Here is a 23,425-nt window from a genome sequence, read left to right on the forward strand (position 1 = left end):
CCCGGAGAACGGCAGTTTTAATCCTCCCCTATACTTGCCACAGCTAAATTGCTTAGACTGCGCTTGTGTCCTGGGTTATAGCAGTGGTAATTCTTTAGTTGTCACATAATGTAGACAGACTCACATAGATACTTACAATTACTCGTGTTCTCGTATGTTTTCTAAGGTATTTTCACTGTTTTTTCCCAGGAAACACGGTAGAAGATCATAAAGCATCTCCCTCGGATCACAGAATGATCCAGTAAGTGGCAACTGTCTCCTTTAACCTGACTGAACACAGTGTAGCACATCTATTAGAATTTAGTTCGCTATTAGCGAACTAAATTTGAAGAATTATTATGTGCTAGGCGATCGCAGTAGGATACTGACAGGATAATCCTACCTAAACGTTTTCTTGTACAGATTCAAGCGGCTGCCAATGATGTTTTGTTATGAATCAAAATAAACTCTTTAACCTAACGCGGGTACGTTTGGCTCTGTGGTATGCACTCGTTATGACTGTAATTTTAAGCCTGTGTGGATTCGGCGTATACAAAGCCGTATCCCATGCTCATTGGGTAACATTAGATCGAGAACTGGAATCTGTCGCCGGAACTATACACGATAGTATCGAACTGAGACTAAAGCAACCCGGACACATTGAACTAGTTGTCCAGCAGCTTTTACCAAATATTTGTGTACTTGGGGAAAGATGTATTCAACAGCAGTCAAGTTCTAAAAAACATACTCTCAGCGCCATCCATCAAGGCTACTACTATGTACGTTTTTTTGATAATTCAGGACGCTTGATTGCGATCGCAGGTTCTCATCCAGAGGGACTTTCTTTAGTCTTTAACAAGGAACTTTGGCAAACTCTCAAAGACAGCAAAGGCAAGCCATACCACCAAATTTCCTTTGTACTGCACACTCAAGACAATCGTGATTGGGGATACATCCAAGTGGGGCGAAGTCTGGAAGATTTCAATAGTTATCTGCATGCTGTGAAATTAATTTTAGCAGTGGGATTGCCTACAACGATGGCTGTAGTTAGTGTTGCTAGTTGGTGGTTAGCAGGATTAGCGATGCAACCTATCTATCAATCTTATAGACAAATCCAACAATTTACAGCAGATGTCGCACATGAATTACGAACCCCTTTAGCTGCAACACAAGCAACGGTGGAATCAGCCTTGTTGATGCCGAAACTAGATGAAATCGAAGCACGGGACATTCTACAAACTATACAGCGTCAGAATCAGCGACTCACTACTTTAGTTGTTGATTTGCTCCTATTAGCTCGCCTAGATCGGCAACATATCCCATTACGACATGAACTCTGTTGCTTAAATGATATCGTCAGTGACTTAATAGAGGAATTTGCAGCGATCGCCTTTTCTGCTAAAGTGACACTAACATCTGTAATCCGAGTCGAGCAACCTCTAAATATCGTAGGTGATTCTGACCAGCTTTATCGTCTGGTTTCTAATTTACTTATCAATGCAATTCAATACACGCCACAATTCGGAAAGGTGACTGTTGTCTTAGATCGCGATGAAGATTATGCTGTGATTCAGGTTCAAGATACAGGTATTGGCATTTCCCACCAGGAACTAACTCGGATTTTTGATCGCTTTTATCGGGTGAATAGCGATCGCTCTCGTAAGAGTGGTGGTTCTGGATTAGGATTAGCGATCGCTCAGGCAATTATTCAGTCACACCAAGGTAGTTTCAATGTGCAGAGTCAATTAGGCAAAGGTAGCACTTTTACCATTCAATTACCCTTTGATGTCACGCCAATTTACCAATTTAAATTGCTGTATCGTCGCCAGCCTAAATTTAAATAAAATTTTCTTACCAAACTTTACTCATATTCAAAATAAACCCAGGCAATACCAATTCGCCACTTACATTAGCAAGATTATCCAAACATTCCTCTGAAAATCCAGGACGATAAATATAAACTTGACGCTGCTTACGGTCAATCAACCAGCCTAACTGTATTCCTGGCTCATTCATATATTCCTCCATTTTTTCCTTCAAAGTTTGGAGGTTGTCGCTAGGAGATTTGAGTTCGACTAAAAAATCTGGACAAATGGGAGCAAACTTTCGCTGTTGTTCTGGAGATAGAGTATTCCACCGTTCTAGTTTAATCCAGGAAGCATCTGGAGAGCGTTCTGCACCTGTTGATAACTTAAATCCGGTACTAGAGCTAAAAGTTATACCTGTACCATCTTGTTCCGACCATACCCATAACTGTCCTGAGATATTACCTGCTCGGTTTCCTGTCTCTGAATCAGTAGGAGGCATAATTAGCAATTCTCCAAATTTATTTCGCTCAATGCGTAAATCACGATTCACCTGACAGAATTCAAAAAATTGTTCGTCTGTCATTTGCATTGATGACGGAATTTGCAAAACCAAAGGAGATGAAAACATCGGGATTTCCTCCAGGTATGATGCCTAGCCCACTAACTATATTCTCACGCAAAAAACAAAGACGCAAAGTTATATCTTTGCGTCTTTGCTTTTCATCAGAAATCATTTTCAGATTTACTTGTTAGGCTGAGGAGTTAGCCGCAGATAGGGTTTAACTTCCTCGTAACCTTTGGGGAATTTCTGTTTTAGTACTTCTGGATCTTTCAGTGAGGGGACAATTACAACATCCTCTCCATCTTTCCAGTCAGCTGGTGTCGCCACGCTGTAGTTATCAGTCAATTGCAGAGAATCAATTACCCGCAAAAGTTCATCAAAGTTGCGTCCCGTGCTGGGAGGATAGGTAAAAGAGAGACGGAGTTTCTTATTGGGGTCAATCACGAAGACCGATCGCACTGTCACAGCCGCATTAGCATTAGGGTGGATCATGTCGTACAGATCAGCAACCTTGCGATCTGCATCCGCCAAAATTGGGTAGTTAAGGGTGGTACTTTGAGTTTCTTCAATGTCTCCCACCCAGCCTTTATGGGATTCTACGTCATCAACGCTGAGTGCGATCGCTTTGACATTGCGCTTGTCAAATTCTGGTTTTAGCTTGGCAACTGTGCCGAGTTCTGTTGTACAAACAGGTGTAAAATCAGCAGGGTGAGAGAACAGCACAACCCAGCTGTCACCTGCCCATTGGTAAAAATCGATGTCGCCGTGTGTTGAGGCTTGCGTAAAGTTGGGTACTGTATCACCTAGACGGAGAGCCATGAGAGATTCCCTGTAGTTAGAAAAGCATATATATTCTAGTATGCCATCATGACATAAAACCCCTATTTCCCAATCGGACTTTAGCGGTTTGAAACAAAATTTTAGGTTGTCAGCACTTTCGGATAAAGGACGAGCGTTCAGTAGTGCTGACTGCTGAGTGCCTCGGCTTAGAGTATAACCCCATAGTTAAAACTAGGAGATTGAAAACTTGGACATATTGTCTTGAAAAATCGCTCCACTTGGGGCTTTGCCCAAGACCGCGTTTTTCGCTTTTTCACAGCATGTCGAGTCCCCTTAAAAAATATTTTTATTTTTTTCATAAATAAATTTAGGGGCTGCTTGCCGAGGCACTGTTTTGGTGATAAACGTTCTCTAACTCTTTCATCCCACCCCATAATCACTCATTTCACGCATAAAAGGAGGATAGAACCCCAGCACAATATCTTGTTTTGGTACACCCAGCCTGACTAGATCGGCCGCGATATCATGTTCAGTTGAATTGTAGAAAATCCAGATTTTTTCATTCCGAATATCAAGATGCATTACACATTGATGAATCCAGCGCTTATGTTGCCAACCCAAATGCATGATTTGATAGTGATTTCGCTCCGTATCAAAAATAGTTTCAACTTCAATATCACCATAAGCAGGCTTATTTTGAGCATAGCCCATCAATAATTGCTGGACAGTTTGCTGATAGTTCATTAATTGATCTGTTAGATTTTCCAATCAACACCGTCCACCTTTATTTGTAATGGATCGTGAGTAACATTCCACCCATCCTTGGTGAGAGATGTCTTAACAACTTGATGAAAGCGATCTTTAGCAGCCACAAGAGATGATTGATCTTACAGTTTGCTATTTCAACCTATCACATTGCTCCCATGACACTTAGAGTTTGTTTGCCAGAATTTTTTGGTAAGCTTGGATTGTTTGCTTTGCGATCGCATCCCAGCTAAAATTTTCCAAGGCATACTTTTGGGCGTTTAATCCCCGTCGTTGGCGTTCTGCGGGATTTTGCAAAGCTTCTTGCAGTAACTCTACCAGTGCTTGAACATCTGTTGCGCCTACCCAACCCGACTCACTATCACGTATCTGTCGACAAATATGCACTTGGTCAGAAATGACTACGGGTACACCTGCAACCATAGCTTCAGCTACAGCAATCCCAAAGTTTTCGTAGTAGGAAGGCAAGACAAATAAATCAGCAGCTTGTAGTAAACTAACTTTTAATTCACCACTAACAAAGCCAGTAATTGTAGCGTGCGATCGCAATGGTGAATTTTGAATTTGGGATATTATCTTTTGTTCGTAATCTGGATCTTGAGGATTTGTCCCAGCTAAGACAAAATGAAACTTATAACCAACTGCTAACAGCTTCTCTAGCGCCGGAATCAACAAATTCAACCCTTTTTTCGGGTCAATTCGTGACATAAATAGCACTAAAGGTACATCCTTTGGTATTTCTAACTGACTACATACATTTTTAAGAGAAGATTGACAAGGAATCACACCCAAGGGAATCACCAAATCTGGCGTAGATACTCCAAAACGTTCTGATATTTTAGCCTCTTGGTCGCTAGTAAAATGAATTGCTGCGGCACTAGCTAAATTTTGACGTTCTATAATTGCAACATAAAGCTGTTTTAATTGCTTTTTCTTCTGTAAATCAGCCGGGTCGAGAGTACCCAAAGGGCGGAAAATATAAGGTAGCTTTTGCTGACGACACACAAGAGCAGCAGCACTAATTATTGGTGAGAATAAAGCATGAATATGTGCTATGTCAAACTCGTGAGCGTGACGTTTTAGCCAGTTTAATAAATCTAGGGAAAATTTGTAACGACGAAATGGGGCACAACGAAAGTAAATTATTTCATAGCCATCTTGTTTAATAGGGCGATTTAAAGGGACATTCAGAGGTATTTGACCATTATCGCCATTACTATTAGTTGTGAGAATTGTAACTTCTACTCCCTCTTTTACTAACGCTGGAGCTAATCCTAGTACCATTTGACTAGGGCCACCATAAATTAGAGAAATTGAGGGAACAATTTGTAATATTTTCATTTTTTTGTCATTTGTCATTTATCTTTCGTCATTTGTCCTTTGTCCTTTATTATTCACTAATGACCAACTCTTTATAAAATTCTAATTGCTGTTTAGCCAAAGCTTTATTTGTATATTGAATCATTGCTTTTTGATAACCCATTTCACCAAGAGTATGAGCAAAATCTAGTTTATCTATTAATTGAATTAAGCAATTAGCAAGAGCTTGAACATCACCTTCAGGAAATACTAAGCCAGCATCACCAATTACATAGGGAATTTCCCCAGAATCAGAACCAATCACAGGAACTTGGCAAGCCATCGCTTCAATTAGCACATGACCAAATTGTTCTTTCCAACCAACAGAAGTTAAGGTTTGAAACTTGTAAGTTGTTTCTGAAGGCAATACCAAAGTACTCATTAAATTGATATAATTTTTAACTTCATCATGAGGAACACTTTCTACCAAAATTAACCGTTCTTTTATATTGTTTTCTGCTGCTATTTTGAGTAATTCAATTTGCAATTCTCCCCGTCCCAGCAGCAGGAACTTCCAAGGTTTGTTTTTCAAATATATTAAAGCTTGTAAAAGTGTTAATAATCCCTTTTCTTGCACAAATCGCCCAACAAACCCTACTACAAAATCTCCTTTATCAATACCTAATTTTGCTGCTAACTCTGGTTGGGATTTGGGAGTAAATAAACTTTCATCTACTCCCAATTGCGGCATGACTTTAATTGCTCCTGTATATCCCCGTTGTCGCAAAACTTCTGCTCCATCTTGATTGCCAGAAATAATGCCGTGGCTATGGTTGAGGTTATATTTTTCTAATAAAGAAATTGGTAGTTTCAGTTCATAAGGAAGATTCCACCAGGTAAAAAATACATTTTTTGCCTTGAGTCTTAATAGCTGATTTAAGGCAATCATTTGAGTATAAGCCAAGGCTCTAGACCCTTGTTCAACTTGGATGATTTGCGGGCAAAATTGTTTGAATAAAGATATCAAATCAGCGCCAAAGGTAAGGAGTCCCTGATGATTTTGACTAAAATTAGAAACTGGAACTATTCTAAATCTGCCTTCATCACGGTATTCAGTTTCAATAATTCTGTTTTGTACACCGCCTGGTTTCCAGCGCTTTGGTACTACAACCGTCACTTCAACCCCCGGTTCTAGTTGAGATAAAGCGCGTAATTTCTCACAGTTGAGGTCTACGATATAAGTATGACTAGCAACTAAAATTCTCATTTTTCATTTATTCTTTGTTATTCACTAATGACTAATAACCAATGACAAATGACTAATACCTAAACTTGTTCATCCAATCGACTGTAAATTTGACCATCGTTCCATAGTGATTGGATGACAGTACCCAAGGCTTTGAAAAAACCCAAAGTGTAGAAAATAGCGCGAGTGGCAATTTTGATGGGGGAACCGCTTTTGTGACAAGGTGGGCGTCCGAGAACGTGACAGTCAAATAAACGACCATATAAGCGCAAAGCTTGAGTCGCAGTTAGGTTTTTCAGCCCCAGTAAAAAATGGTTGTGGTAGAAGGTGAGTTGATATTTTAGCGATCGCATACTAATATCATGACAACCCCCTGTTTCTTCGCCTAAATGTACCAAATGGGCCTCTGGGTCGTACCAAATTTTATACCCCGTTTGTCGCAACCGCAAACAAAAATCTGACTCTTCGCGTACTGCACTCCCACCAAATCTCTCATCAAACCTCAATCCATACTTAGTAAAAATTTCGCGGCGAAATGACATATTACAACCCCTCGCTGTCAGTACTTGTTGGGGTTTGATGGTATGTACTAAATCAATATGATACCAAGCAATTCCTGGGTCCATAGCTTCGGGAGGCAGATATTCAATCTGTAAATCTCCTCCAGAATCACCTAATTTCATTTTGTCAAAAACCCGACCGGCGACAGCCCCCACCTCTGGATTTTGCATATAATTTTTCGCATGAGCTGCTAACAATCCAGGGGTTAACTGAACATCATCATCAATAAACAATATTATTTCACCAGATGACCGCCGGACGGCATAATTCCGCGCCCCTGGCAAACTTGCCCAATCTAAGCGCAACCATTTAATTTTACCTGCCTTTGCCATCTCTTCTAGGTAGACTTGAATTTCTGGTTGGTGTTTTGGAGTTTGGTCTACAATTAAAACTTCAAAATTTGGATAGTCCTGTTTTAAGACATCCACAATGCTATCGCGTAGCGCTTGTTCTCGTCCGTAGGTTGCGATAACTACAGTAACTAATGGCCAATTATTCATAATTATCATTAAGTAATTTTACTACTTCTATAATAGCCTTGTAAAAATTAATTTTCATGAAATTCAGTAAGTGGCTATTGCTTTAATTTACACACTGTATTTTCATGGTTTCTGAAAAACCTCGCTTTCATTCCTCTCTCTGACTACGAAATTGCTTACCCATCAATAAGTATCATCGAAAAATAAGTATATGGCGATAATTTCGAGGTAGATTTGGAATGCTGAGGTATTTTTGACCTCCAATGATATTCTTTGCCCATTTTTATTTCATTTAAATTGTTTTTAGACGTTTTTTCTTGTTTTTTTGCTGAGGGTTGGCATCTTCTTTATCTTGTTTCTCCAATTCTGGCAATTTAAAAAGAACTCCTGCAAAAAACCAATAATAGGCAGCAACAGGATCGACATCCAGAGGATAGTAGTAAGTGTTGTAACTAATAAACAATATAAACACCCACAAAGCTGCTCCGGAACTGCGGAAATTACGGTTCTTTATGGAGCGATAGGTTTTAAAGCCAAGAATTGTTAAACTTGTTACCAAACCCAGAAACGCTAATAATCCAAAAATTCCCACTTCATAAAGTACTTTGGGGTAGTAGGTTTCTACAAGCTTAGTTTCACCCATCACACGGGCAGAGTTTGTTGCTCGTCCTAAGCCGCTTCCCAATGGCCCGTCTACGTTTTTCCAGTTTTCTTCAAATTGCTGGATGATAAAATCTTGAGGTGGTGAAGCGTTCCAACGACTGGCAAAACTCTCGGTTCTCTCTTGTACGACAGCAGGGTTAGTCACCATCGCAATTCCCAGAATGAAGACAAGTCCCACGCCTATGGGGATAAATCGTTTCAGGTTGCCAAGTTGTCCAGTGAGTAATAGCAAAATCCCGAAGCAGATTGGTACTAAAGCTAAGGCGATTCTCTGTCCAGAGATTACAGCATCGATAAAAACTCCCACTAAAGAAGCTAAACCGATTATCCGCCATATTGGGGAGGGATCGTTGAAGCCGGTGGCAAAGGTAAAAAAGGTGCTAGAAATTAAGAACCATGCCCACTGCCAAGGAGCTACAAATGTCCCTGGTAGGCGAATAATCCCTTCTTCGGGACTATATACTAGCGCTCCACCAAAATAACACCGAGCTTCGAGTGTTGCTCTAAATAAGGCATCTCCTTCAAGACCTCTAGTGCCTTGACATACACCAGTTAGTAGTAAAAAATATTGAATAAATCCCAGCGCGCAGCAAATCAGTGTGAGGACAATCTGGAGGCGCAATAAAAATAGAAAATCCCGCTTATCGCGAATTAGATAGTAGGCACAACCAATCAGGGGGACATAGCCTAAAAATACTTTTAGCCCCAGAATTCCCATGCCTAATGGTATTTCTTGGCGTGCTTTTTCTAATAGTCCCGCACTAGGTGGGTTAAATTGCTGTGCACCATTGACAAACAACAGTGTTAGCAGACTGCAAGCCAAAACAATATAAAGTGGGATTTTAATGCCTTTGGGAATAATTAAGGGTAGCCCCTGTCTACGGCAAGTCTGCCAAAGTCCAATTAGCGCTGGAACGTAAAAGGCATCTTTAGCTAATTGGAGTATGGGACTATTGCCCAAGTAGTAGGTGACAGTACCTCCCACAGGTATGTAAATGATGAAGGCATATAAAGCTTGGCGCGGATATTTGTAGGAAAGGGACATGACTATTATCCCTAACACGCCAGGGACTGCTGCTTTAATTCCAGCTACGAAAAAAAGTAGAATGCCAACGAAGACACCGCCAAAAGTTGCGGTGGTGAGTAAGCTAGTGAGTTCTTTACGTACTTGGGCAGATTTGCGCTTTTGGGCTAACTGTTCTTTGAGGCTAAGGGTAGAAGTTTCCTTTTTAGCCTGCTTTTTCGATTTTTTAGATTGCTGAGATTTTGATTTTAATTTTGGCATAGTGGCACTGTAGCCTATCAGCCTCGCAAAATACTCTATTATATAGGACTAACATTTGCTTTAGGGTGTGTTAGCGCCGAAACTATAGTAGAATTCCAAGCTTTTGGTGCGTTACGCTTTGCTAATACACCCTACAAGACTACTTAGAATTTTTCAAAAATAATTTACAATTCCGAGAGTTGATAAATTTCTTTTGATTGCTGTAAATCATATAATCCGAATTCATCTCTCAATGATTGATTTAACAATTTACGATTAAAAATGCTAAATCTTAATCTTTTTGAATTTTCAAAAAGATTTTCTCCTGTTGCTAAAATATAAACCGCACCTGAAAATGGTAATGATTTAATTGATTTTCCTTTGCTCTTTAAAGTGTCTCTAACTTTAGCGTGGTCTATATAATATCTATAGTATCCGTAGCCACGATTATATTCTGCGGTTTCTGGCAAATAATTCAAATCATATCGAATAATATTACAAGTACCGCACATTTTATAAAAATTGCTCCTCTTAATATATATGTAATTACTGCCTTCTTGATATTTATAACCTTTACTTATAAACCATCCATTAGAATCAGGATGTTGTTGAACAAATTTAGCTAACTTTTCACTAACACAATCGTCAGCATCAACTGTCATAGTGTGAGTGGGAGAAAATTGACGAGCATAAACCAATCCTTTTAAGATTTTACGCCCTTTATCTGTGTCTCCTTTGGCTACAGGGGTAGGCTCGTTTGGAGCGGAAAAATCAACTGTAATGTATGTAATATGAGGATGAGTGAATTCTATTTTGGGCTTTTCGTGACAAACAACAATAAGGTGAAAGTTAGGTGAGGTTTGATTGCAAACTGATTTAATGCATCTTTCAAATAATTGTGTAACACGCTCCCAGGAATTGGAAGCTTGTGCACTTTTGAGTGGGATAACAAAAACAAGCACTGTATTTTATCAGAACAAGTAGTTAGGAATCTCGAGGTAAATAATACCACGTTCCGACTGACGCTAAGACTGAATTTATATCATGTTCGGATAATTTAGTTGTGATTCCCACAGTCATTGCACCCTACACCCCAAGAAAGAAGATTGCGCTGGCTTCTCTTAATCCTCTCTCGGCAAACGGTGAGGGGAGATGAAGCATAGCTTTGGCTCTTTGGGATTCTTTGGGTTTAACAAGTAATCAAAATGTCACAGCTTCTACACATAACCAAGGGTGGATTAATTCGTAGAAGCTGTGATTAAACTTGACGTTTTTTTTAAGCAAAGATGAGATATTAGCTAATTTAGTCCATCAGATGCTGCTGAACTTGCGAAACTAATTCATTTGTCCAGTAGTTGGCGAGTTCGGCATTGGCGGCTTCCACCATTACTCTAATGACTGGTTCTGTGCCAGAGGCGCGAACCAAAATTCTGCCGGAATCGCCCATTGCAACTTCAGCAAGAGCGATCGCTTGTTGTACAGGTTGGCAATCTTGCCATCCCAAACGGCGATCGCGATCGACAACGCGCACGTTCCGCAACAATTGTGGATAGGTTTGGAAGCTTTGATCTACTAATTCGCTCAAGGAAACACCCGCCTCTCTCACCAAAGATGCTATGTGTAATGCAGTTAACAAGCCATCTCCAGTCACGGCATAGTGACAGCAAAGAATATGCCCTGATTGTTCGCCACCTAACATTGCTCCAGTGCGCTGCATTTCGGCTTGCACGTATTGGTCGCCAACTGCGGTACGAATTAAGTTACCACCAATTTGCTGCCAAGCTTTCTCAAAGCCTAAGTTGGCCATGACTGTAGATACAATCAGGTTGTCTGGTAATTGTTGGTTTTGTTGTAAGTGCCGTCCCCACAGGTAAAGAATGTAATCGCCGTTAACTTGCCTGCCTGTATTGTCTACTGCTAAGACGCGATCGGCATCGCCATCGAAGCCAAAGCCGATATCGGCGTTGTGTTCTTGTACCGTTGCTGCCAGAATGTCTAGGTGCGTGGAACCGCAGTTAACATTAATGCGATCGCCATCTGCTTCGTTATGCAAGCAGATTACCTCGGCTCCCATTTGTGTAAATATTGATGGTGCTAATCCAACTGCTGCTCCCCACGCCAAGTCTAAAACAATCTTCATTCCCTGAAGATTTAGGGCACTGTTCAAGGGTTTTTTCAACGCCGAACCATAATCTTCCACTAACTCGAAACGTGAGTAATGCCGTCCGCAATTACTGACTCTAGTTATTGGTGATATTTTGCCACGCAGTCCTGCTTCTATTTCTGCCTGCAATATTTGCGGTAACTTCCCACCATTGCCACCAAAAATCTTAATCCCGTTGTCTTCTGGGGGATTGTGGCTAGCAGAAATCATCACTCCGCCGATGGCATCAGTGACGCTGGTGAGATAGGCAACGCCAGGAGTGGGGCATAATCCCAAATACCAGACTTCTAACCCTGCTGCTGTTAACCCTGCACTCAAAGCCATTGCCAGCATATCGCTGGAGTTTCTAGAGTCCTGTCCGAGAATGACTGGCCCTACTTGAGTCGCATGGTTACGTAAAACAATTCCCGTCCAAAAACCAACTTGCAATGCTAGAGGCGCACTCAGTAATTCTCCGACTCGCCCGCGAATCCCATCTGTGCCAAATAAGGGATTTGCTGGTAATGAGATTAAATTCAGTCCAAAACTGCTCTCAATTCCTTTGCCCAATCCCTCAACTTCAGAAGTAGAACCCCCAGAAATGCCCGATGTCCGAGTTATAGATGAAACCATATTTTTAAACACTCCACACAATCACACTGAAAAATAGCACTTAAGACTTTATTCAGCAATTTTGACATGCTTTTTCTCTTTAGAAATTCATTCTAGACCAAGCTATCTTTACGTAATAATACTGAATTATTTGGTCTTTGATTGTAAATCTTTGATAAAGTCAGTATTGGTTTTTACCTTATCAGTAAAATCTCCACATCTTAGCTAATTATTCCTTTTATGGCCGCAACTTTATTTTTGATTTTTATCTGTTTTAGTTCCCCCATTGCAATGCTACCAACCACGAAGTATGTAATAAACATTACTCTGGTTTTATCACAAAAATTTTCACCAAAGCTGAGAATGAAAGCAAGATTCAGCAAAGAACACAAAAAATCAAAATATTGAAATCTAAAGTTCTGTTCTCTTAGCCTCGTTGCTGTGTAAAAAACGACAAAATCATTGCAGCTTAAAAAATTTTAATATAAATTCTCATCAAATAGTTTTAAGGTAACGTTTTAATGGCTTTTTTAGCCGTTAATGAATCAAAACTCCGGCAGTTAACTTTTTAAAGTTGAGAAATTTAGCATGAGCAGCAATTTAGCAACCAAATTACGTGTAGGCACTAAGAAAGCCCACACAATGGCAGAAAATGTAGGTTTTGTCAAGTGCTTTTTAAAAGGAGTAGTGGAAAAAAACTCTTACCGGAAACTAGTTGCTAACTTTTACTTCGTCTACTCAGCGATGGAAGAGGAAATCGAAAAGCATCGCCAGCACCCAATAGTTTCTAAAATTAACTTTCCTCAGCTAAACCGTAAGCATAGCCTAGAGCAAGACCTGAGTTATTACTTTGGTGCAAACTGGAGAGAGCAAATCAAACTATCTCCGGCAGGTGAAGCTTATGTACAGCGCATCCGAGAAATATCTGCTACAGAACCGGAATTGTTAATCGCCCATTCATACACTCGTTACATAGGTGACTTATCCGGGGGACAAATTCTCAAAAATATTGCTGTAACAGCGATGAATTTGTCTGATGGACAAGGAATAGCCTTTTATGAGTTTCCAGAAATTACTGATGAGAAGGCATTCAAAGCCAAATATCGGCAAATTTTGGATGAATTACCCCTTGACGAGGCGGCAACCGATCGCATCGTTGATGAAGCTAACGCCGCCTTTGGCACGAACATGAAGCTATTCCAAGAATTGGAAGGCAATTTAATTAAGGCGATCGGTGTGATGCTATATAATAGTCTCACACGGCGTCGTACACGTGGTAGTACTGAACTCATCACTGCTGAATAACCGTGTTGAGATTGCGGAGTATGGTGTGTGGAGTCATAAATTCAGATAGCCCGATCAAGGATAATTCATAGGTGTTTCTGGGGAAAGAGCGAAAAACGCTCAAAATATTTAGGGGCAATAGCCTTGTGACTGCTTTTGATTCGTGAAAGCAAGCATGGGGAGATTGCCCCTCAATTATGATTGAAGCAGTTAGTACCAATCTAAAAAAAGAATGTGACAGATAGATAAAATTTAGTTTTCTGAATTTTTAATTTTTAATTTTTAATTAGTATAACTACCTCCGACCTAAATCATTACAAAACTTTTATATGTCGGCTAAACTGTTCTTCAACAAAATAGCTGCTAGAAAATTCACTTGCAAAAGAAACTTGATGAAAGTGATAATCTAGATTCAGCAAATTATAGACAAGTCTTAAAAAATAATCATCTATCCAAAAATCTACATCAAATAGTGAAATACCATATTTTCCTTCCAACCTGCGATTTAAAGTCTTCAGCAACCAAGACCATTGAGGTTTGAGAGTCGGATCGATGCGGTTCCCAAATACAGGATTAAAAAACTGATTTACTTGAGTTGTTCTCACATCAATCACTTTAGTTAATAAATCTGCTGCCTTGATTGGAGATGAATTAAACCAATAGTTAGCAACCACTAAATCATATAAATAAGCAACTACAATTTTAGGGTTTTCTTTAATGAACTGCGAGCGACAAACAATTCCTCTGATTGATGGAATTCTTAAACTAATTGTTTGAGATAGAGGCAGCTTTCTGACAAAAGCATAAGCTTCTAATATCGAGGCAAAAGTCTGACAACATACGTAAGCATCTATAGTTTTATTTGCCAAACTCTTACTTGCTCTACGAGGATCTTCATTCACTAATCTGCAATCTTTACTAACATCCATATCATAGAGGTCAAAAAGAGTAATGATGAATCTATGGGCATTTGAACCAAATAAGGTAGAAATTCGTTTACCTTTTAGATCCTGGATAGTGTTTATAGAAGAATCTTTATGCAAAACAATATTTATATCTAGACCCAAAAGATTATACGAAGCAATCCCAATCAATTTAGAACCAAAACTTAAATCATCAAAGAATTGGCTACCATTATTCAAGAGAGAAATATCATCTAAAATACAAATATCTAGTTCTCCCCGTTTCATCTGTCGGTTCATTTGTTCCCCAGAAGCAAACGGCAGAATTTGTAACTCTAAATCTCGATTAATTTCAATATTTTTGAAAATAGCCTGTTCAAGTGATGATGCTCTCTGTAAATCAGAAATATACTTAGTTCCATATCCAGCAATAAACTGTCCTATAGAATCTCTTTGAATACCTATCCTCAAAACATTTTCTTGTTTGGGATAACAGCTACCTAAAAATAGATTTACGTTGGGCAAACTTTCTAAGCTATCCGGATCTAGTCTAAAACTTCTTACCAAACCCTCTGCGGATATTAACAATTCACTAAAGCGAGGAACATGAAGATAAATTCCATATTCATTGATATCTTGAATCGGAAAAGTTAAAACTTGATATTGAGATATTATATCAGCTTGGCAAAAGTCAGGTAAAATGGTTAGCTTTTGATTTTTGTCAGCGTAGTTTAGTATCTCTTGATAACTGTGTAGCACCTGTACACCAGTTAATTTGATCATCAAAAATTCATTTTTAGATAGTTCTTGATGAACCTCGTCTAAAAGTACAATATCAGTCAGATCAATATCATTTATTTTGACTGGGCTATGCTCATTGAGATATTTACTTGTCCCAAAGGATACCAACAGCATTTTATGAGTTTTTAATCTAGTGCAGTGGTGTTCTTCTTTGTATCCAGCGCAACTGTTGAGCAAAAGATCCATTTCTAGGAGTTGAGAATTGGAAAAAAATGTGCTATTTTTAACCGCAATCTCTTTAAGATTTCTACCTGGAAAACAAAGCTGAAATCGCTGCAAATATTGTTTGAGCCAGACTTCTAAAATTAAACTAGTAGCTCCCAATATCAAATCTTCGCCCTCAGCGCTAAATGTTGCCTGAAATTCTTCTTGCAGATTTTCTACAGTTTCTACAACATTAAGTGTCTGGGAAATCAATTTCCTGCCTTTATTAGTCAAACATATAGAGCCAGGTGAGCGATTTAAGAGAATTACTCCAAAATAATCCTCTATTTGTTTGACTTTTTTACTAATTAGTGCTTGACTATAACCTAGTTTTTGTGCTGCTTTAGAGAAGCTACCACAGTCATCTACTGCTTTTAAGATTTTGAGGTGATTTAGGGTAATGTCTTCGAGTTTAATCTTATTCATACTAGGTAAGGCAAGATTTTTAATTACAAGGTAATTAAGCTACTCTGCTGTCTATATTCGGAAATAACTAGTTTGTGGAAGCGAATAGTGTCTTCCAACATAGATTCAAATTTCAGTACTATTAAGTCAACGCCAACGGCTTCGTATTCTTTCAGGCGCTTAATAACAGTATAGCGATCGCCAACCAGTTGAGCAGATAAACCGAGATTGGCTTCAATGGTTTGACTAATATCTAGTTTGTTGTGGGCAACTACGTTAGGATCGATTTGCTCTTGAAAGTACTCGATTTGCTGCCAATCGGCAGAACGATAAATCGCTTCTAATCTGGCTTGGGCTTGGGCGGTATGTTCGCCAACGATCGCAAACGCACTCATTGCTACTTTAATCTGACGACCGTAGCGATCGCTAGCCAATCTTTTCACTTTCTGCACCAATGCTGCCGTTTTTTCTGGGTCATCAGCGTTGATAAATAGATAATCTCCCAGACGAGCCGCTAGGTTAATTGCCCTGTCTGATTCACCAGCAATGAAAATGGGTGGTGTTGGTGTCGGCCGATCTGCGAGAATACCACCCTTAATAGTGTAGTATTTGCCAACATAATTAAACCCTTCGACTGTCCACAGCCCCTTGATTACATCAATGTACTCTTCTAATCGTGCGTAGCGATCGCTGTGAGGTAGCCAGATATCTCCATAGCTTTCTACTTCTAACTTCCACCAACCTGCAATACCACTGAGAGCAAATCTGCCGTTACTAAGCTGATTTTGAATGTTTGCACTCAAATTGGCAACTACCGCAGGCAGTTTAAAACCAGGTTGTACAGCCGCAACAATCTTGATATTCTTGGTGTTCAAACTTGCTAAAGCTGCTGTAATCCAAGCGTCAGCGACATTATAGTTAGGCCCATAAACTGCATTTAAGTAATGTTCGGGAATGTAATAAAAGTCATAACCTAACTCGTCTGCCTGAACTGCCAGCTTTACCAAGTCTTGTGTAGATAAATTAGCTTCATGGTTGACAACCCGCAACCATCCACCACAGACCGGCGACCAAATTCCAAACTGAAGTGGCATAAATGTTTTTCCTGTGCTTTTTTTTACGAGGCATTCAGTAAACTACGGTAGCTATATCTTTTTACCGTAATTTAATAGTTCACACTACCACATTTATTTCTGCTATGTATAGTTGCAGATGACAGATGAGAAGCATTTATTTATCACGATCTGGAATAGTATCGATACTTTGTCGAGTCCTGATTCCTGATTGCTCTGACTGAATCAGGATAATAGCCAGCAGGTATAAAAAATAATTAAATACCCAGGAAAATTGGGCAGTATTCCAAAATGGAATATGGAAATGGAATTTAAGTATATCGAGTCACGACATCAGAAAAATTGTTGTGATAAAGTCTGATTCATTAAAAACTACGGTAGCACAGTCGAGTTATGGTATATTATTGCCATCAAAGAATTGTCTACTTGTAAACTCAAAGTAGTTTGCAACCACTCTCAAGCTTTCGATTTTGACTAAAATTTTGCCCTATCAAGTTTTAGCTGATTTGTTAGTGATCACAAATTTAGATTTTGTTACTTCACTTGCAAACTTAGACAAATAACCAAGCAATTTCAATTACAAACGCACAATTATGGTAGATATTAAGTTCGCATACTGGATTCCCAACGTTAGCGGTGGGTTAGTTGTTAGTAAAATTCCCCAACGCACAGATTGGACTTACGAATATAATGCTCAACTAGCTCAGACGGCTGAAGAAGTTGGATTTGAATATGCTCTAGCACAAGCCAGATTTATCGCTAGCTATGGCGCTGAATATCAGCTAGAGGCACTTACAACTGTGTCAGCCTTGGCTCCAGTCACCAAGAAATTGAAATTGATTGCAGCAGTTCACCCTGGATTGTGGCATCCGGGAGTAGTTGCCAAAATGGGTGCAAGTATTGATTTTCTCTCTAACGGTCGGTTTGCTCTGAATGTAGTTAGCGGTTGGTTCAAAGATGAATTCACTATATATGGTGAACATTGGTTAGACCATGACGAACGCTATCGTCGTTCAGAAGAATTTATCCGCGTTCTCAAAGGTTTGTGGACTGAGGAGGAGTTTCACTTCAAAGGCGACTTTTATCGCATCAACGGTGGTTGGGTGAAGCCTAAACCAATTAATCAGAATCCCCACCCGGAGATATTCCAAGGTGGTAACTCCAAGGCAGCACGGCGGATGGCTGGTCGCGTGTCTGATTGGTATTTCATGAATGGCAACACCATAGAAGGCGTGAAAGAGCAGATTGCAGAGGTGTCTGAATTAGCTCGTCAAGCAGGACGCACAATTAAGTTTGGTTTGAATTCCTTTATCATCGTGCGAGATACAGAAGCAGAAGCGCATGAAGTATTGCGCGATATTATTGCCCAAGCGGATGTAGAGGCGGTGAAAGGATTTGGCGAAGCGGTGAAACAGGCGGGATCTTCTACTCGTGAACGTCAGGGAATGTGGGCGAATTCCAATTTTGAAGACTTGGTACAGTATAACGATGGCTTCCGATCGGGCTTGATTGGCACGGCTGAACAAGTAGCTGAAAAGATTCGCCAGTTCCATGAAGCGGGAGTCGATCTAATTCTCGGTGGCTTCTTACACTACACAGATGATTTACCAGCATTTGGTAAGACAGTAATACCAATTGTGCGCGAACTTAAAGCTAATCGTCGGACAGCTGATGAGTTGGTTGGAGTGTAAAAGATTAACAGCAACATACTCTGTAGGAGCGGGTTTTGTGGATTGAAACTGTTGTAGATAACAGCTATATCCGAACGGCACTAAGAAAAACCCAAAGGCTGTCTCATAGTAGTGACGATTATCAGTCATTCAATCACAATCAAGGAGTTTCACCATGACATCAGTAATTAATACTGACCAGAAGGCGCATATTATTCGGGATGACAAAGAAGCGATCGCGATCGCTCACGAACTAGCAGCTGAGTTTGCCAAGGGAGACTCAGAGCGCGATCAAACTCGGCGTTTACCTGCCCAAGAGGTAGAAAAGTTTTCCCAGAGTGGATTGTGGGGAATTACAGTCGCAAAAGAGTATGGCGGTGCTTTTGTATCAAGTGCCACCCTGGCAGAAGTAATTAAAATCATCTCCGAAGCTGATTCTAGCCTCGGTCAAATTCCCCAAAACCATCTCTACATGGTGGAAGCAGTCCGGTTGGATGGTACAGATGAGCAAAAGAAGTTCTTCTTTGATTTGGTTCTACAAGGTAAGCGCTTTGGTAACGCCTTCTCAGAAATTGGCACTAAGTCTGTGACTGATGTCCAAACAAAATTAACACCAGATGGCTCTGACTTCGCACTCAACGGACGTAAATACTACTCTGCTGGGGCACTATTGGCACATTGGGTTCCTGTGATTGCCAGTAATCCAGATGGTAAGACAGTGGTGGCATTTGTCGAAAGAGATGCCGAAGGATTAACCCTACTTGATGATTGGACAAGCTTCGGACAGCGTACCACTGCTAGCGGCACTACCATTATTGAAAATGTGAAAGTTAAGGCAGAACACGTGATTCCGCACTACTTAGCCTTTGAGAGGGCTACACCAATGGGTGCGATCGCGCAAATTATCCAAGCCGCCGTAGATGTGGGAATTGCTAAAGCCGCAGTCCGTGACACCATCCACTTCGTTCGCAAGCATACCCGCCCTTGGGTTGACAGCAATTTAGAAAAAGGTTACGAAGACCCACTGACACTCTATAACTTAGGCAATGTCCAAATTCAGGTTCACGCTTCTGAAGCATTGCTGCGTCGTGCAGGCGAATTTCTTGACATCGCCAACGAGTCAGGCTTAGAAGAACCCAAGGTAGTTGAAGCATCAATTGCAGTTGCTGAAGCCAAAGCCTTAGCTACCGAAGCAGCATTACTAGCTACCAACAAATTGTTTGAACTAGCTGGTACTAAATCCACATTGGAGGAATTCAACTACAATCGCCACTGGCGAAATGCCCGCGCTCACACACTCCACGATCCCGTGCGTTGGAAGTACTACGCTGTTGGTAACTACTTCCTCAATGGTGTCTATCCCCCGCGCCATCCTTGGTTGTAATTGCAACATTCTCTCTGGGGTGAAGCTTTCAGAATTAATATTTACCAGAATGCTTTACTCCTGATAAATCCAACATTATTTAAGTTGATACTATGAGCGTTGCAAACCCAACCCAGAGGCGGAGCATTTGGAAAAGTCAGCCATTTAAGGGGCTGTTTTTTATTGCTGTAATTGCTGTCATTAGCTATATTTTTGAACTCATCTTTGGTCAAGTTATTCAGCTGAATGTGGGAACAAAGTTGACTTACATCACGATATGCTTCGTCTGGTGGTGGCATCTAGGTTTTTCCCTCAATGGCTATCCAGGTTCTCGCTTTTATTCCACCCGATTTGGACGAGGAACAGTGAATTTATTAGCGCTGTTGGCGCTAGTTTACATAACTGGAGAAATTTGGAAAATCATCTCTGCAAAAGCAATTCTCACTGATACAGCTGTTGGCTTGTGGGGACAAACAGCAATCATTGTAGCCGCCGCCAGTTTGTTCTTCTTTGACAATACGATTGTCACCACCGAAAAAGTACGCAACTGGCATCCAGTGAGCGGCTTTCTCAATATCTTTTTTGCCATCTTCTTTATTGCCCCTGCCCTCACTTTTTTGCCGCAAATGTGGGGACTTCAACCATTTTACATTCCTTGGTATTGGTATCCTTGTTCGACAGTATTCGGCAGTTTCTTTGAACGTTGGCCTTTGAACAAATTGGAACTAGGAATGCCACGTTTGGGGTTACTTCATACAGGTATTATTTTTTTACTCACTCTGATTACAGAATTATTCCTCAAACAACTAGGACTGGATTTATTTACAACAACGACAGGGCCAACCTTTGCAGCAATTTGGACAACTGTTGGTTTAGGATTTGTTTGGCAATTCAATATGTGGCCTTTCACAGAGTTGTCACAGCCCACAAAAGGCATAGTTGCATCTGTTGCTAGTTTAATAATTTCAATCTTGTTGTACCTGCTGACAGCATATCTGGTAGGTCAGGAAAATATTATCCAAGGGCTTTACTGGTGGTTTAATATCCTTTGGGTGCAAGTATTCTTAATGGCTCCAGGATTATACGACGGAATTAGCCTTTGGCAGGATGTGCTGCCACTAGTTGAAGAACAACCCCTAAGCTTGAATCGTGAAAGACGTTAGAATAATTCGTAATTCGTAATTATATTCTTAACTACGAATTAGGAATTAGTAATTTGGCTTTCATATCTGCATTTGTTATCTCGTGCAGAGGCGCAAAGAAGAATATATGAGTGCGATCTAAATAAATGAAAACATTCTCAAATCTTACTCTCTGCGTCTGTGCGTTAAGCAAATTCACATTCTTAATCAGCAACGCATTTGTAACGTTGCTGAGATGATTTAAAACGTGAAGGTTGTCCTGAGAGTGCCAATTACCGCATTTTGATTGTCATTGTTTTGAGCAGGAGCTGTAATCCAAATTACGCCAGGGGTGATAGCAATGTTATCTGTAAGCTGATACTTGTAAAAGCCTTCAATATGTAAGGATAAATCATTTGCAGGTTCAGGATTACCACCTCTATAAGGTTCTGCACCCACAAGAACGCCACCAAGGTTGCCTTGTTTCCCTAAATCTGGAAATGCCAATCCTAAAGCATAGTACCAAATATCTGCACTACCACTACCTGCTAGATTCTTGGCGTTAGTGTAGCCAAAGAACCCATTGACTGCAAATCGAGGATTAAATTTATAGAAAGCTTCGACTCCGTAGGAGTTGGTAATCGTCCGCTCAAATGGAGTATTAGCTTGAGCTGTTCCGACCAGCGTAAAACCACTACCCAGGTCAAATATTCCTCCTCGATTTTGGTAAGCATTTACATAAGTCAAACCAATGCCAGAGTTACTGTTGGGGTTCCATGCTATTTGTCCAAATGCGCTATATTGACCATTAAAAAAACCGCTATCGAGCTGAGGATTGGCATGGTCTCCTGCTAAGTAAGCCAAGCTCAATACCAATTGGTCACTTAATCGATAATTGAATCCCCCACCAGCACCACCACCAATACGATAGATAGGACTAGAGGAAGCAAATTCTGTCAAAGCGCGACGGCCTCCTGTGGCACTATCCAAATAGGGACTCAGAGTCGGAACAAAATCAAAATATACTCCGTTCACGGCTCCTATATAAGCATCGATTTTGCTGCCAACTGGGAAATAGTAAGAGAGCCAATCTACGGCCAGGTTGTTGTTACTAGGAGCAAGATTGAAGGTTTGCAAACCTTCAGCTGAACCACCAGGAAGCTGCAAAATATTAGTGTTTCCAGTACTTAGACGAGTATATAGAGAGTCTTTACCTGTAAAACTAGTTTTGAATACGAGGCGAACTCTATCTTGAAAAACTGTGTTATCACCATTAACTGAGCCTTGGAAGGCATTCGTAATCACAAAGATGGCTTCCGTAGAAAGTTTTGTAGTTGTGGAAAAATGATTTGCTTCTAGTTCCGCAGTTCTAGCTTCTAAATTATCAACGCGACCCCGTAGAGTTGCTAGTTCAGCACTAAATTCTTCTTGCAGTCTTTGTAGGGTAGTTAAGTCTTGTTTGGTAACTAAGTCAGATGTAGCTGTTGCAATTAGCTCGTTGATCCGAGATAAACAAGCATTTAAACCTGCTGCAAATTTATAGCGAGTGATGGCGCGATTTCCCCGATAAGTACTATTTGGATAGCCCGCAATACATCCATAACGCTCAACTAAAGACTGGAGTGCAATAAACGCCCAATCAATTGGCTGTACATCTGAAAACTGAGATACAGAAGTTACCTGAGACATACTATTTGTCTGTTGGACATTTGCATCACTATTGATTGCAGGAATTTTGGGCGTTTGGGCGATGGTTGTTACCGAAGAATTGTTTCCAAAAGTGGCGATGCTTGCGGCGGGTTGCGCGATCGCAATTGGTATATTTGTTTGAATTTCAGTCCTAGCTACTAAATTCCTGTCTTCAGCATGGGCTGATGTGCTGGCTAGCAAAGTAGCCCCCAAAACCATCGATTCTATGAATAAATTATGAAATGAACGATTGAACATTTCTACCACTCCTCATATTTTTAGTTTGAAAAATTTAGTGAACGCCATCACACATTTCAGTGACTTTTCAAGCTAAAAAATCATGACTAGTCCTGATAAGGTTGAATTAATTTAACACTGGAAATTTTTAACTAAGATTGCTACACTTTGAGATATAACCAGATATATCAGGTAATTTCTAGTATTGTTATCTGCATATTTCAGTGTAGAAAAGAGTTGTTTTCACACAAATAGAGTCCTTGCACAAGCTAATCTATTTGCCAAGAGAATATCTATCTGTAAAAATATTGCCATTTTACAGAATAATCTGATTTTATCGGCAAGTAACTAAAAGCTACTATATAACTATCAAGTTTAAGTAGATTTTTGCCTTTGAATTAATAATATTGCATATATATTCTAGAAATACAAGTAGACGATAGAATTTATTTTCAACTTTTTATTCTACTTATCTATCAATAAAATGTTTTTTACGTTGCACTAACAACTTATAC

18 protein-coding genes are annotated in these 23,425 nt (G+C 40.1%); 5 read left to right on the top strand and 13 right to left on the bottom strand.

The window, feature by feature from the left end; genetic code table 11:
* Positions 1–431 precede the first annotated feature (431 nt).
* Entirely contained in the window at positions 432–1,823 is a 1,392-nt protein-coding gene (gene rppB, locus HWQ58_RS08355) for a two-component system sensor histidine kinase RppB (protein ID WP_292860284.1), read from the top strand.
* A gap of 7 nt (positions 1,824–1,830) precedes the next feature.
* Here rppB and HWQ58_RS08360 read toward each other — a convergent pair whose 3' ends face one another.
* The 10 genes from HWQ58_RS08360 to glmM all read right to left on the bottom strand — a co-directional run bounded on the left by HWQ58_RS08360 (position 1,831) and on the right by glmM (position 12,182).
* On the bottom strand, positions 1,831–2,415 hold the full coding sequence (locus tag HWQ58_RS08360) for a Uma2 family endonuclease (RefSeq protein ID WP_292860287.1): 585 nt from the start codon (positions 2,413–2,415) through the stop codon (positions 1,831–1,833).
* A 114-nt stretch (positions 2,416–2,529) separates the two neighbouring features.
* Positions 2,530–3,168: a peroxiredoxin gene (locus HWQ58_RS08365; protein WP_292860289.1), complete on the bottom strand. Its 639-nt coding sequence runs from the start codon at positions 3,166–3,168 to the stop codon at positions 2,530–2,532.
* 381 nt (positions 3,169–3,549) lie between these two features.
* Entirely contained in the window at positions 3,550–3,873 is a 324-nt protein-coding gene (locus HWQ58_RS08370) for a XisI protein (protein ID WP_292860369.1), read from the bottom strand.
* 11 nt (positions 3,874–3,884) lie between these two features.
* Positions 3,885–4,001, bottom strand: a complete 117-nt coding sequence (locus HWQ58_RS08375) for an element excision factor XisH family protein (protein ID WP_366837582.1) — start codon at positions 3,999–4,001, stop codon at positions 3,885–3,887.
* 58 nt (positions 4,002–4,059) lie between these two features.
* Positions 4,060–5,235, bottom strand: coding sequence for a hormogonium polysaccharide biosynthesis glycosyltransferase HpsP (gene hpsP, locus HWQ58_RS08380; protein ID WP_292860372.1), 1,176 nt, complete (start codon positions 5,233–5,235; stop codon positions 4,060–4,062).
* A 49-nt stretch (positions 5,236–5,284) separates the two neighbouring features.
* Positions 5,285–6,460 (bottom strand): hormogonium polysaccharide biosynthesis glycosyltransferase HpsO, encoded by a 1,176-nt coding sequence (hpsO, locus tag HWQ58_RS08385; RefSeq protein WP_292860291.1) that lies wholly within the window; start codon positions 6,458–6,460, stop codon positions 5,285–5,287.
* 59 nt (positions 6,461–6,519) lie between these two features.
* Positions 6,520–7,500, bottom strand: a complete 981-nt coding sequence (gene hpsN, locus HWQ58_RS08390) for a hormogonium polysaccharide biosynthesis glycosyltransferase HpsN (protein ID WP_292860294.1) — start codon at positions 7,498–7,500, stop codon at positions 6,520–6,522.
* A gap of 271 nt (positions 7,501–7,771) precedes the next feature.
* Complete coding sequence (gene hpsL, locus HWQ58_RS08395) at positions 7,772–9,427, bottom strand: hormogonium polysaccharide biosynthesis protein HpsL (RefSeq protein ID WP_292860297.1); 1,656 nt, start codon at positions 9,425–9,427, stop codon at positions 7,772–7,774.
* A 164-nt stretch (positions 9,428–9,591) separates the two neighbouring features.
* Positions 9,592–10,368 (bottom strand): glycosyltransferase family A protein, encoded by a 777-nt coding sequence (locus HWQ58_RS08400; protein WP_292860300.1) that lies wholly within the window; start codon positions 10,366–10,368, stop codon positions 9,592–9,594.
* A 341-nt stretch (positions 10,369–10,709) separates the two neighbouring features.
* On the bottom strand, positions 10,710–12,182 hold the full coding sequence (glmM, locus tag HWQ58_RS08405; protein WP_292860303.1) for a phosphoglucosamine mutase: 1,473 nt from the start codon (positions 12,180–12,182) through the stop codon (positions 10,710–10,712).
* Positions 12,183–12,749: 567 nt separating this feature from the next.
* Here glmM and HWQ58_RS08410 point away from each other — a divergent pair.
* Entirely contained in the window at positions 12,750–13,466 is a 717-nt protein-coding gene (locus HWQ58_RS08410) for a heme oxygenase (biliverdin-producing) (protein ID WP_292860305.1), read from the top strand.
* Positions 13,467–13,759: 293 nt separating this feature from the next.
* Here the strand turns inward: HWQ58_RS08410 and HWQ58_RS08415 are convergent, their stop codons facing one another.
* Positions 13,760–15,778 carry a LysR family transcriptional regulator gene (locus HWQ58_RS08415; protein ID WP_292860308.1) on the bottom strand — a complete coding sequence of 673 codons (2,019 nt, stop codon included), beginning with the start codon at positions 15,776–15,778 and terminating at the stop codon, positions 13,760–13,762.
* Between the two features lie 23 nt (positions 15,779–15,801).
* Positions 15,802–16,851, bottom strand: a complete 1,050-nt coding sequence (locus HWQ58_RS08420; RefSeq protein WP_292860311.1) for an LLM class flavin-dependent oxidoreductase — start codon at positions 16,849–16,851, stop codon at positions 15,802–15,804.
* A 572-nt stretch (positions 16,852–17,423) separates the two neighbouring features.
* Here HWQ58_RS08420 and sfnG point away from each other — a divergent pair.
* The 3 genes from sfnG (at position 17,424) to HWQ58_RS08435 (ending at position 21,026) form a co-directional block, all read left to right on the top strand.
* Positions 17,424–18,521, top strand: coding sequence for a dimethylsulfone monooxygenase SfnG (sfnG, locus tag HWQ58_RS08425; protein ID WP_292860314.1), 1,098 nt, complete (start codon positions 17,424–17,426; stop codon positions 18,519–18,521).
* A gap of 154 nt (positions 18,522–18,675) precedes the next feature.
* Complete coding sequence (locus tag HWQ58_RS08430; protein ID WP_292860317.1) at positions 18,676–19,884, top strand: SfnB family sulfur acquisition oxidoreductase; 1,209 nt, start codon at positions 18,676–18,678, stop codon at positions 19,882–19,884.
* Between the two features lie 92 nt (positions 19,885–19,976).
* On the top strand, positions 19,977–21,026 hold the full coding sequence (locus HWQ58_RS08435) for a hypothetical protein (protein WP_292860320.1): 1,050 nt from the start codon (positions 19,977–19,979) through the stop codon (positions 21,024–21,026).
* A 219-nt stretch (positions 21,027–21,245) separates the two neighbouring features.
* Here HWQ58_RS08435 and HWQ58_RS08440 read toward each other — a convergent pair whose 3' ends face one another.
* Complete coding sequence (locus tag HWQ58_RS08440) at positions 21,246–22,931, bottom strand: iron uptake porin (RefSeq protein ID WP_292860323.1); 1,686 nt, start codon at positions 22,929–22,931, stop codon at positions 21,246–21,248.
* Positions 22,932–23,425: the final 494 nt, after the last annotated feature.

This window comes from Nostoc sp. LPT (assembly GCF_017115165.1).
Lineage (GTDB): Bacteria > Cyanobacteriota > Cyanobacteriia > Cyanobacteriales > Nostocaceae > Nostoc.